A 12,289-nucleotide genomic window follows, 5' to 3' on the forward strand; every position below is an offset into this window, starting at 1 on the left:
GATCCGATCTGGCCAGCTGCACAAGGGAGTTGGGAGATCCCCCACTCCCGGCCGACATGTTCGCGCGGCACCGCGGTGTCGACGGCCCGTTGCTGCCGCGTCCGCTCATTGGCCGGTTCCCGCCCCCGCCCGAGGGCGGGAGCCGGGACGGGACCTGAGACAGGGTCAGCTGCCGAGGGTCATCGCGATGTCGTCGGCGTAGCCGTCGTCGCCGGTGCCCGCGGAGCGGGTGAAGCTGACGGTGAACTTCACCGAGGCGGTGCCGACCGGCACGGTTCCGGTGACCGACCGGTAGAGCAGCCCGGTCGCGTTGCCGCGCTGCGCGGCGGTCACCGGGGCGAGCGTGGCGGTGCCGAGGGAGGTCCCCGCGGCGTTGAGGAAGGTCGCCACCAGGCCGGCGCTGTCGCCCTGCGAGGAGTAGCCGCCGAGCCAGGCCGACAGGGTGTAGGGCAGGTTGCCGGCGGCGATCTGCGCGGACTGCGCGGTGACGCCGACCGTCTGGGTCATCGAGGCCGACGCGCTGTCGCCCCCGTCGAAGAAGGCCTTGCCGGGGACGGCCGGTGCGGTCGGGCCCTGCGCCGCCGTCGGGAAGCCGCCGCTCGCGCCGTAGCAGACCTGCTGCGGCGAGCTGGTCAGGGTCCAGCCCTGGGCCGGGGTGCCGGTTCCCTCGGTGGTCTGGCAGGAGCCGGTCTCCGCACCGGGGTTGACGATCGGGACCGGGTACGCGGAGGCCGAGTTGCCGACGGTCAGAGTGAAGGAGGCGCTGCCCGCGGCGCCGGTGGCGTCGGTCGCGGTGACGGTCACGTTCGCGGTGCCGGCCGTGGTGGGCGTGCCGCTGATCAGGCCGCCGGGGCTGACGGACAGTCCGGCGGGCAGACCGGCGGCGGTCCAGCCGAGGGTCTGGGTGGAGTCGGAGTCGGTGCCGGTCAGCTGCAGGGAGACCGGGGTGCCGACCGTCGCGGTCTGCGCGCCGGGGTTGGCGACGGAGACCTGGTCTCCGGTCGCGGTGTTGGTGAAGACCTCGTTGTAGGGCGTGGCCCACTTGTCGTTGTTGGTCATGGTCGAGGTCAGGCCGAGGGCACCCTCGATCACGCGGGCGGTGCTGTAGTGGTCGTAGCGGTTGGCGTCCTGGTAGCCCGCCTTGACGGTGCCCTGCGAGCCGATGGCCAGGGTCATCACCTGGTTGGTCTGGCCGGGACCGAAGCCGCCGGGCGAGTTCGCGCCGTCCTCGTCGGTGGTGACGATCAGCAGGGACCTCTGCTGGGTCCAGGCCGGGGAGGCGAACAGCGTGGGCAGGGTCTGCGAGAGCCAGGTGTCACCGGCGGCGATGCCGCAGCCCTCCATGTCGTCGCAGGAGTCGGCGTCGGCCCAGACGAAGGCGGGGGTGGTGGCGGCGGAGGCCAGGTCGGTGGTGAGCAGCTGCGGCAGCGGCTGCCAGTGGGCCTGGCAGTAGGCGTTGTCGTTCTTCATCCTCGCCGCGTAGTAGAAGGGCGCGTCGTCGTTCTCGTAGTTGCCGCTGCTGGTGGTCTGGCAGTTGCTGGTCTGCGACTGGACGTACTCCTTCCAGCTCTTGCCCACGGCGTCGAGGTTGTCGCCGAGCCCGTTGTTGGTCGCGGTGCAGGCCGGGTCGGTGATGCAGTTCGAGCCGGGGGTGCTGTGCGCGCTGCGGCCGTAGGAGCTGCCGAAGGCGATGGCCTCGTAGTTGGGGTCGGAGTTGTGCGTGTTGGCGTGGTAGTTCGTCAGCAGCGACCCCATCGGGACCAGGGTGTTGTTGATGTACGGCGCGGCGCTGTTGCCGATGATGCCCGCGCCGCCGTCGACGGTGTTGGACGTCGCGGAGAGGTTGTTGTTCTCCATCATCACGAGGAAGACGTGGTCGAAGCCGGGGACGGTGGAGGCCGGGACGGAGAGCGTGGGGGCGGCCAGGCCGGTGTCGAGGGAGAGCGACAGGTCGTCGGCCATGCCGTCGTTCTGGGTGCCGGTCATGGTGAAGTCCACCGTGGTCACGATGGAGCGGGTGCCGGCGGGGACCGTGGCGGTCGCGCTGCGCTGCAGGAACTCGGTGGTGGAGGAGCGGTCGGCGGCGAGCACCGGGCCGATCTTCGAGGTGCCGAGCGAACCGCCGCTCGCGTTGCGGTAGGTGAGGGTGACGGCCGCGGCGTCGTCGTAGCTCCCGATGCCGCCGAGCCAGCCCGAGAGCGTCGAGTGCACGCCGCCGCCGTCGATGGCGGCGGCCGCGCCGGACACGTCGGTGGTCTGGGTCATCTCCGAGCTGCCGCGGGAGCCGCCCTGGAAGTAGGCGGTGCCCTTGGTGGGCGAGCCGGGGGTGGTGGTCGCCGCGCCGGTCGGGACCCCGTAGCAGTTGACGACCGGGTCGCCGGAGGTGATCTGCCAGCCGGGAAGGGTGGTCTCCTCCCAGCCGCCGGTGCTGCACTGCGAGGTCTCCGCCCCGGGGTTGAGCAGCAGGTTCACGCCGGACGCGGCGGCCGCGGGGCTCGCGGCGACCGGAACCGACAGGCCCGCGCCGAGCAGCACGGCCGCGACCGTGCGCGCCGTCCAGGGTGTGAGCGTTCCGAGCTTGCTGTACATCCGATTTCCTCCGCGGAGACCGAGAGCCGGGACAGGGACGAGCAGATGCTCTCCGCAATTGGGCTAGCCCAATCACGGGGACGAGGATGGCGGCGGAGAGAGGATGGAGCGGAACCAGGAGTTGACGGTCGGACGACGAGTGGGCGTACGGCCGCCGCCGGCGCCCGGGCCGGCCCCCACCGCTGTCGGCGCCGCCCCCGGCCCGCGTCTGAGGGGGCGTGGTCGACTAGGCTCGGCCGCGTGAGCACACGTCAGGACCCCCGCGACGCCCCGGCGCCCACCACGCTGCGGCCCGCCAGGGAGGGCCTGCCCGAGCACGGTGAGCCGCCGAAGTACTTCCAGGTGAAGACCAAGGTCGGCGCGGTGCTCGACGCACTGGACGAGGGCGCGGTGGTGCCCACCGAGCGAGAGCTCGCGACCCGGTTCGGCGTCTCCCGGATGACGGTCAGGCAGGCCATCAAGGAACTGCGGCTGGAGGGCAGGGTCCAGCGCCGGGGCCGCTCCACCGTGGTGGCGGGCCCGAAGTTCGTCCAGCCGCTGATCCTGGCCAGCTACACCGAGGGGGTGCGCCGCCAGGGCCGGCGGCCCGGACGCGAGCTGGTGACCCTGGAGCGCGTGCCGGCGGAGCCGATCCACGCCGAACTGCTGGAGATCCCGGCCGGCTCCACCCTCGTGCACCTGGAACGTCTGCTGCTCGCGGACGACGAGCGCATCGGCCTGGAGAGCACCTACCTCCCGCTGGCGCGCTTTCCCGCCCTGGCCACCTCCTTCGATCCGGCCGACTCGCTCTACGGCTTCCTGCGCGCGGCGGGCGTGGTGTTCGCCGAGGCCGACGAGCGGATCGAGACCGTGCTCGCCTCCCCCCGCGAGGTACAGCTGATCGGCACCGCACCGGCGCTGCCGATGCTGCTGATCAACCGCGTCTCCCGCGACCCGGACGGCCGTCCTTTCGAGTGCGTCCGCTCCCTCTTCCGCGGCGACCGCTTCAGCTTCACCGCCCGGCTCACCCCGGGTCTGGAGCCCTGACCCGCCTATAGTGGGCGCATGACGGCCCCGCGTCCCACCTCGGCCTTCCACGCGGCCAACACCGACCCCTCGGTCACCGACCGGCTGATCGCGGCGCTGGACGTCCAGGCCGCCAACCACGGGGTGCGCAGACTCCGGGCCTGGGCGCACGCGAGCCTCGCGGCGCGGCCCGGGGAGCGGGCGCTGGACGTCGGTGCGGGCACCGGCTCGGAGACCCAGGTGCTCGCGGCGGCGGTCGGCGCGGACGGAGCGGACGGCACGGCCGTCGGCCTCGAACCCCACGCCGGTCTGCGGGCGGTCGCCGAGCAGCGCGCGGCCGACGAGGGCAGCCGGGCCCGGTTCCTGGACGGCGACGCGCGCGCCCTGCCGCTGCCCGACGCCGACGTGGACCTGGTCTGGTGCGAGCGGGTGCTGCAGCACCTGACCGAGCCGGACCGCGCCGTCGCCGAGATGGCCAGGGTCCTGCGCCCGGGCGGCCGGATCGTCCTGCTGGACACCGACTGGGCGACCTTCGTGCTGCATCCCGCCGCACCGGAGATCCGGCCCGCCCTGGCCGCGGTCACCCAGGGCACCGCCGCCACTCCGGACGCCGGACGCCGCCTGGCCGGCTGGCTGACCGGAGCGGGCCTGGCGGTCGACGCCCACGGTTGCGACGTGCTGCTGCACGACGCGCGCAGCGTCAGCCGGCCGATCGTCCGCGGCATCGGGGCGGCGGCGGTCGGGCGGGGCCTGATCACCGAGGAGCAGCGCGACCGGCTCTACGCCGACCTCGAGGCCGCCGCCGAGCAGAACGCCTTCCACCTGTCGGTGACCATGTTCGCCGTCGCCGCCCACCGGCCGAGCTGACCTGCCGAGCTGACCGGCCGCCAGGAGCGGGACGTGCGGGCCACGTCGCATCTGCCCGTTTCGGTGCGCATGGGGAAGAATGCGCAGCATGGCGAACATCGACGAGTACGGCGGCGGCCAGCACACCCCCGATGTCCTGGTGGTCACCACCAACGACGTCCCCGGCTACCGGGTGGACCGCATCATCGGCGAGGTCTTCGGCCTCACCGTCCGGTCCCGCAACATCGGCAGCCAGATCGGCGCCGGGCTGAAGTCCCTCGCCGGCGGTGAGCTGCGCGGCCTGACCAAGACCCTGGTCGAGAGCCGCAACCAGGCCATGGACCGGCTCGTCGAGCAGGCCCGCGCCCGCGGCGGCAACGCCGTCCTGATGATGCGCTTCGACGTGACCGAGGCGGGCGGCAACGGCACCGAGATCTGCGCCTACGGAACGGCAGCGGTGATCAGCCCCCTGGGCTGATCCGGATCGACCCGAAGGGGCCGGCGGACGGTGGCGAACCCACCGCCTGCCGGCCCCTTTGCGTCGCTTGTCCCACTCGTTCCCCGCCCATCGCTTCCGGTGGCCGAGGAACCTGGACTCTCCGGGCACCCAACGTCTACATTCACGTCGATGTCATAACCGAAAGTCACTTGCCACTCAGGGTCGAGCACTAGATTGCAGCCTTGGCCAGGCATGTCCGCCGACGGGCCAGCGCGCTGATCCGCGCGCACCACGGAAAGGAACCCTGTGACGGCCCCTGGCCCCGCCGCCCCTGAGCACGTCCGGGACCGGACCGCCGAACAGGTTCCGCTCGCCGTCGGCACACCGCCCGCACCGTCCGCACCGCTCTTCCGCCGCCACGCGGAGCGCTGGGCGGGCAGCGTCGCGGGCGCGCTGGGCAGACCCGCGGTCGCCGTTCCGCTCGCCCTGCTGGGCGTGCTGCTGATGGCACTGGTCGCCGCCTCCGCGCCGAACGACCACACCCTGCCGGTGCGGCTCCCGCTCTCCGTGCTGCCCGCCATGTCGCCGGCCGTATCGACGCGGGTGATATCCGCGGCGATAGCGGCGCAGGCACTCGGGCTCGTCGGCATGCTGACCGCCCTGCGCCGGGGCTGGCGCCCCGGCGTCCGGCAGCTGTTCGCAGCCGGCGTCGGCGCGGTGCTGATGTGCACCTCGCTGACCCCCACCGGCTCCGGCGACGTCGCGAGCTACGCCGCCTACGGACGGCTGGCCGCCCTGGGCGCGGACCCGTACCGCGCGACCCCGGCGGACCTGGGCGGCGGGTACGCCCCGCTGGTCAGTCCCAGCTGGCTGCACACGCCCTCGGTGTACGGCCCGGTGGCCACCTGGCTCCAGGAGGCGGCCGGATCGCTCAGCGGCGACCGGCCCTGGCTGACCGTCTGGCTGCTGATGCTGGCCAACGGAGCGGCCTTCCTCGCCACCGGGTTGCTGCTGATCCGGGTGGCCGGGGACGGCCGCAGGGCCGCCGTCCTGTGGGCGGCCAATCCGCTGTTGATCGGCGTACTGGTCGCCGGGGGCCATCTGGACACCTTCGTGGCCGGGCTGTCCGTCGCCGCCGTGGTGTGCGCGCGCCGGGCGGGCGCGTGGCGCTGGGACGTCGCCGCGGGCGTCCTGATCGGCCTCGCCTGCGGGATCAAGGTGAGCGCCGGGCTGGTCGCCGCGGGGTTGACCGTGGTGCTGCTGACGCGGCGCGCCTGGGGCCCGGCGCTGCGTCAGGGCGCCACCGGTCTGGCCACCCTGGCCCTCCTCTACGCCTGCTACGGGCTGCACGCCCTGGCTCCGCTGCACGCGGCGTCCGGCCTGGTGTCCGTGCCGTCGCTGTGGCTGTTCTTCCAGGACCTCGGCAACCCCCTGGTGGGCGCGGCCACGACCCAGGCGGTCACCGCGGTCGCCTGGCCCGTGGTGACCCTCGGGCTCGCCTGGGCGCTGCGCGGCAGGCTTCCGCGAGCGGCGCCCCAGGTGGTCGCGGTGCCCCTGCTGCTGACGCTGGCCTGGATGCTGGCCGCGCCGTGGACCATGCCGTGGTACTCCGCCGTCAGCTGGGCCTGCGCGTCGCTGCTCCCCCGGAGCCGACTGCTGGGCCTGCTGCTGGCGGCCACCGCCTTTCTCGCGCTGATGCACAACACCAACGGCCGGGGCTGGGCATGGTGACCCGGCCGCCGAAGGTCTGACGCTCCGCCACCACGTCCACCTCTGCCCGCGGCGCTGCAACGACGGCGACCGGCGACCGGAACCGAATGCAAGGTCGATGATCCAAGAGCTGCTGCCCGTGCCGACCGCCGCCGGCGGGGCCCCGTCGCCCCGCGGGGGGACCCGTCGCACGCGGACACGACGTCTGCTGTCCGCCTGCTCCCGGCATCCGGTCCTGACGCCCGCCGCGCTCGCGGCCGCGCTCCAGCTGGCGTGGGCGCTGTGGCTGGCCACCAACGGCGGGGACATGGCCGCGCAGTACGCCTGGGCGCAGTTCGCGGCCGCCCACCCCGGCTCGGCCTACGACCTGGCCTGGTACGGCGGCATGTCCCCGGTCTCCTACAGCGTGCTCACCCCGTACCTGATGGCCTTCGCGGGGGTGCGGGCGACCGGGGTGATCGCCGGCACGCTCGCCGCGGCGCTGTTCGCGCGGGTGCTGATCCGCTCCGGCATCTCCCGGCCGCTGCCGCCGGCGCTCTGCGGCGCGGTGGGACTGGCATTCAACACCGCGTCAGGACGGATCACCTTCGCCGTGGGCACGCTGCTGGCGCTGGCGGCCGTGCTGACCGCGCTCGAGACGGACGGGCCGCCCCGGCACAGACCTCTGGTGGCCGGCCTGCTCGGCGTGCTGGCGACGCTGGCCAGCCCGGTGGACGGCCTGTTCCTGCTGGCGGTGGCCCCGGCGCTGTTCCTCACCGGCAGACGGACGGCCGCCTCCCTGCTGGCCGCTGGACCGGTCCTGGTGGTGGGGACCACGGCCCTGATGTTCCCGTTCTACGGCGTGCAGCCGTACATCCTGATCCAGATCACCATGGTGCTGGGCACGACGCTGCCGCTGGCCCTGCTGACGCCGAGATCGTGGCGCGCGGTCCGCATCGGCGCGTGGACGTACGCCGTCGGCAACCTGCTGACCGCGCTGATCCCGTCGCCCATAGGCAGCAACGTCGAGCGGCTCGGGCTGCTCTTCGCCGCGGCGCTGCTGCTCGCCGCCGCGCAGGCCGGCTCGGGGCGCCGGGCCCGGGCCCTGTGGCTGGTGTTCGCGGCGGCGCTCTGCTGGCAGGGGGTGCAGCTGGTCCTGGACACGGCCGTGTCGGCGCCCGCCGCGGGCTGGACGCAGTACGCCAAGCCGCTCGCCGACGAGCTGGTGAAGCTGGGCGCGCAACGCGGCCGGGTGGAGATCGTCGGCTCGCAGTCGCACGTCGAGGCCTCCAGCCTGCCCGCCACCGTGGAGCTCGCGCGCGGCTGGAACCGCCAGGCCGACCTGGCCCGCGACCCGCTCTTCTACCAGAACACCATGGCCGCGGACGAGTACCACGCCTGGCTGCGGGACTGGGCCGTCGGCTACGTGGTGCTGCCGGACACGGACATCGACTACGCCTCGGTCGCGGAGAGCCGTATCGTCGCCCACGGCCAGCCCTGGCTGCGGCCGGTGTGGAGCGACAAGCACTGGAAGGTGTTCCGGGTTGCGGACGCCCTGCCGCTGGCCCAGGCGCCCGCCGACGTGATCGAGGCCGGGCAGGCCAGCCTCACCCTGCACTTCTCCTCGGCCGGGACGGCTCTGGTACGGATAGCGTGGTCGCCCTGGCTGTCGGTGCTCGGCCCCGCGGAGGGCTGCCTCGCCCCCAGCGGCTCGTGGACCGCGCTGACCGTCAACGCGCCGGGCACGGTGCGCATAGGCACCAGCTACGCCCGTTCGCCGGCCACCCCGTGTCCGAGCGTGGGCGAGGCCTCCGGCCCCAGGTAGTCCCGGTCAGCCCGCCTGGTCCAGGGCGGGCGCGGCCGGGCCTTCGGGGGCGGCCGTCGGCGCGGGCGCGGCGCGGGCGGCCCTGCCGGCGCGGGCGTCGAGGCCGAGCAGGGCGTAGCCGACCACCACCACCTGCCAGAAGCTGACGACCCGCCACAGCAGGACCCCGGGCAGGACCGCGTCCAGCGGCGTGCCGCCGACGACCAGGGTCGCGGCGAGGGTGGTCTCGACGATGCCGACGCCGCCGGGGGTCAGACCGAGACTGCCGGCGGTCCTGGCCAGGCAGTAGGCGAGCGGAAGCGTCTGCCAGGAGGCCGAACCGCCGGCCACGACGAGGGCGAGGGCCAGGCAGAGGCAGTCGGCCGCACAGGCGCAGACGGCGTGCGTGAACGCGCGCAGCTGCCGCGCCGGGGTGGCGCGCAGGGCCGCCAGCCGGGCGAGGGTCGCCGCGCAGCCGCGCGCCGGCCCCGGCGAGTCCGACGCCGGGGCGGAACGTCGGGGCACGCGGACCGCGGCGAGGGCCCGGTCGAGCAGGCGGCGGACGCCGGGACGCCGCACGGCGCCGAGCAGCGCCAGCATGGGCAGTGCGTTGACCGCCGCCCCGGTGAGTCCGGCCAGGATCGCGTCGGTGCGCCGGGACAGCGCCGCGCCGACCGTCATGACCAGGGCGAAGGCCAGCGAGGAGAGAACCGCGTACATGGTCAGCGCCCAGCCCGCCACGGCGGCGTCGAGACCGCGACGGGTCAGCCGCCGGTAGCAGCAGGCGGCGCCGACCCCCGCGCCGACGACGGGGACGCTCCCGGCGACCGCCGTGCCCACGTAGGCGACGCCGAGCGCGGTGCGCAGCCGGACCGGCGCGCCCCCGACCTCCAGCAGCGCGCGACGGCACTGCGCCGCCTCGACCAGCGACACGGCCTGCGCCGCGGGCACCAGGAGCAGGCCGTTCCAGGACAGATGCGCGAGCCCGCCGAGGCCCTGGCGCAGCCCGGGAACGCAGACCGCGGCGAGGACCACGGGCAGGGTCAGCGACAGCGCCGCCACTGCGGCGAGCCGCCAGGGGGGTCTGGGGCTGAGAGCGACCATCGGCACCGCCTCGGCGGATCGGCTCCGGTTGGGGTGGCAGTCGTCGGTGCTGGCACAGGGACGATGCCCGATTCATCGGCCCGGCACCCGCTGCCACGCGGGCCCACCCGGCTGTTCATTCGAACGGAGCATCGATCACCGACCGCCGGAGGTCACGGCGCGCCGGGTCCAGGGCTCGGGACGCCGGCCGGGAGCTCCAGTTCGAACCAGACGGCCTTGCCGTCCGGGGTGGCTCGGCTGCCCCAGCGGTGGGAGAGCTCGTTGACCAGGTGCATGCCGCGGCCGCCCTCGTCGTCGGCCTTGGCGTGGCGCAGCCGGGGGGCCTGGCTGTCGGTGTCCGCGACGGTGACGCTGAGGACGCGGTCGCGGATCAGCCGCAGCTGGGTGGGCTTGTCCGCGTGCAGCAGGGCGTTGCTGACCAGCTCGCTGACCAGCAGTTCGGTCGCGTCCCGCAGGCCCCCCAGCTCCCAGGAGTCCAGCGTCTCGCGGACGAAACGACGGGCCTCGCCGACGACCTCGGGCTCGCCGGAGAGCGGCAGGACGGCGATCCAGTCCGGCAGCCGGCGCAGCACCCGCGCCATGATGACGGCGATGTCGTCCTCGCTGCTGTGGGCGGCCAGCGCCTCGAGGACCAGGTCGCAGCGCTCCTCCAGGGTGTCGCGCTGCTCCGCGACGGTCCTGCGGAGCAGTTCCAGGCCGACGTCCAGGTCGCGTCCGCGGCGCTCGACCAGACCGTCGGTGTACAGGCAAAGGACCGCGTCGCCCGGCAGGGTGAGCTCGACGTTCTGGAAGGGCACGCCGCCCACGCCGAGCGGCGCGCCGGTCGGCAGGTCGAGCAGCCGGGGCGTGCCGTCCGGGTCGACCAGCACCGGCGGCAGATGGCCGGCGCAGGCGAGGGTCGCGCTGCCGTCGACCGGGTCGAACACCGCGCAGACGCAGGTGGCGAACTGGCCGTCGCCCATGGCCGACGCGGTCTCGTCCAGTCGCCGCAGCACCCGGTCCGGCGAGAGGTCCATGCTGATCAGGGTGCGGGCCGCGGTGCGCAGTTGGCCCATGCTCGCGGCCGCCCGCATCCCGTGGCCCATCACGTCGCCGACCACGAGCGCGACCCGGCCGCAGGAGAGGGGGATCACGTCGAACCAGTCGCCGCCCACCTCGCTGATCACGCTGGCGGGCAGGTAGCGGTAGGCGATGTCCAGGCCGGGGGTGGTGCGCACCTCCTGCGGCAGCAGGCTGTGCTGGAGCATCAGCGCGTTGTTGCGCTCCCGGCGGTAGAGCCTGGCGTTGTCGATGCAGACGGCGGCGCGGGCGCTGAGCTCCTCGGCCAGGGCCACGTCGGCCTGGGTGAAGGGGACGGGGTTGCTCATCCGGATGAACTCGGCGCCGCCCAGCACCGAGCCGCGCGCCAGCAGCGGGACCATCAGGTACGAGTGGACGCCCGCGCGCAGGGCCGGTTCGACCCGGTCGGGGTGGGCGGTGATCCGGTGCAGGACGTCCTCGTCCACCTCGGGGAAGAGGATGGAGCGGCCGGTGCGCAGGCTCTCGGCGTAGATGGCGGCCGAGGAGGAAACCTCGCCGACCTGGTCGGCCGCGCTGACCATCCTGGTGCCGTCGGCCTCGCCGACGGCGACGGCGCGCATCAGCACCCGCCCGTCCTCGGGCATCATGGGCTGGTCGTGCTCGACGAAGCCGTCCTGGACCACGGAGTCGAGCAGGTCGACGGTGACGAAGTCGGCGAAGCGCGGCACGACCAGTTCCACCAGTTCCTCGGCGGTGCGCTGCAGGTCGAGGGTGGTGCCGATGCGGGAGCTCGCGTCGTTGAGCAGTGCCAGCCTGGCCTGGGCTGCGCGCGCCTCGACCAGGGCCTGTTCGCGGGAGACCACGGCGGCCCGCTCCCGGGTGAAGAGTCTGGCGTTGTCGATGGAGACGGAGGCGCGGGCGGTGAGCTCACCGGCCAGGGCGAGGTCCTCCTGGTCGTAGGGGCGGTCGGTGACGGTCCGGTAGAAGCAGGCGACGCCGAGCGCGGCCCCTCGGGCGATCAGGGGGACGATCATGAAGGTGTGCACCCCGTCCCGCCGGACCGCGTGCTCCCGCTCGGGCTCCGCGTCGAACCAATGCAGCGCGCGGTCGTCGAGATCGGGCACCAGCACGGGACGGCGATGGGCCAGGCACCAGGCGAAGGGGGTGGCGGGGTGGAAGCGGTGCACGCTGCCGACCGGGGCGAGCGGTTCCATGCCCGCGCCCTCGACGGTGTGGAAGGCGAGTCTGCGCAGGTGGGCGGAGCGGTCGGCGGGCCCGCGCGGGCGGCGGCCGGGTCGGCGCCCTCGGTACCGTTGCCGTGGACCAGCTCCTCCAGCACCTCGACCACGACGGCGTCGGCGAGCCCCTGGGTGGCGACCTGGGCCAGTTCCAGCGCGGTGCGCTGCAGGTCGAGCGTGGTGCCGATGCGCGTGGACGCCTCGTTGACCAGGGCCAGCCGCCTGCGGGTCGCGTTGGCCTGCTGCAGCGCCTGCTGGCGCGCCAGCAGGGTCTGGTGCTCGCGCAGGTAGAGCCTGGCGTTGTCGATGGCGACGGCGGCACGGGCGGCCAGCTCGTCGCCGAGGGTGGCGTCCTCGTAGTCGAAGGCCTCCCGGTCGTTCCTGCGCAGGTAGACGACCATGCCGAGCACGGTGCCCCGGGCGACGAGCGGAGTGATCCGCACCGGTCCCGGGGCCGAGGCCTCGGCGGGCGTCGCGCCCAGCAGCGTCGCCAGCAGCGCGTCCCTGTGGTCGGCGGGGAGGGTGACGGTGCGTCCGACGGCCATCGCGTTGGCG

The 12,289-nt window shown here is 74.1% G+C and carries 8 protein-coding genes; 5 read left to right on the plus strand and 3 right to left on the minus strand.

The genetic code is table 11. From position 1 onward, the window contains the following. Window positions 1-165: 165 nt before the first annotated feature. Window positions 166-2,589, minus strand: coding sequence for an alkaline phosphatase family protein (locus BS83_RS42305; RefSeq protein ID WP_051944221.1), 2,424 nt, complete (start codon window positions 2,587-2,589; stop codon window positions 166-168). A 240-nt stretch (window positions 2,590-2,829) separates the two neighbouring features. On the opposite strand from BS83_RS42305, the gene BS83_RS28900 reads away from it, so the two are divergent. The 5 genes from BS83_RS28900 (at window position 2,830) to BS83_RS28920 (ending at window position 8,393) form a co-directional block, all read left to right on the plus strand. Then, window positions 2,830-3,615 carry a GntR family transcriptional regulator gene (locus tag BS83_RS28900; RefSeq protein ID WP_232248515.1) on the plus strand — a complete coding sequence of 262 codons (786 nt, stop codon included), beginning with the start codon at window positions 2,830-2,832 and terminating at the stop codon, window positions 3,613-3,615. 18 nt (window positions 3,616-3,633) lie between these two features. Further along, on the plus strand, window positions 3,634-4,461 hold the full coding sequence (locus BS83_RS28905; RefSeq protein WP_037606418.1) for a methyltransferase domain-containing protein: 828 nt from the start codon (window positions 3,634-3,636) through the stop codon (window positions 4,459-4,461). A gap of 88 nt (window positions 4,462-4,549) precedes the next feature. After that, entirely contained in the window at window positions 4,550-4,918 is a 369-nt protein-coding gene (locus BS83_RS28910) for a YbjQ family protein (RefSeq protein WP_037610063.1), read from the plus strand. Window positions 4,919-5,185: 267 nt separating this feature from the next. Further along, window positions 5,186-6,610: a putative hexosyltransferase gene (locus tag BS83_RS28915; protein ID WP_037606419.1), complete on the plus strand. Its 1,425-nt coding sequence runs from the start codon at window positions 5,186-5,188 to the stop codon at window positions 6,608-6,610. Between the two features lie 97 nt (window positions 6,611-6,707). Then, on the plus strand, window positions 6,708-8,393 hold the full coding sequence (locus BS83_RS28920) for an MFS transporter (protein WP_198035323.1): 1,686 nt from the start codon (window positions 6,708-6,710) through the stop codon (window positions 8,391-8,393). A 6-nt stretch (window positions 8,394-8,399) separates the two neighbouring features. Here BS83_RS28920 and BS83_RS28925 read toward each other — a convergent pair whose 3' ends face one another. Then, the gene (locus BS83_RS28925) at window positions 8,400-9,476 is read right to left on the minus strand and encodes a lysylphosphatidylglycerol synthase transmembrane domain-containing protein (protein ID WP_037606420.1); all 1,077 of its coding nucleotides are present in this window, start codon (window positions 9,474-9,476) and stop codon (window positions 8,400-8,402) included. A 152-nt stretch (window positions 9,477-9,628) separates the two neighbouring features. Next, the gene (locus tag BS83_RS28930) at window positions 9,629-11,710 is read right to left on the minus strand and encodes a SpoIIE family protein phosphatase (protein ID WP_084714266.1); all 2,082 of its coding nucleotides are present in this window, start codon (window positions 11,708-11,710) and stop codon (window positions 9,629-9,631) included. Between the last annotated feature and the right edge of the window lie 579 nt (window positions 11,711-12,289).

Origin of the sequence: Streptacidiphilus rugosus AM-16, assembly GCF_000744655.1 — a bacterium.
Classification (GTDB): domain Bacteria; phylum Actinomycetota; class Actinomycetes; order Streptomycetales; family Streptomycetaceae; genus Streptacidiphilus; species Streptacidiphilus rugosus.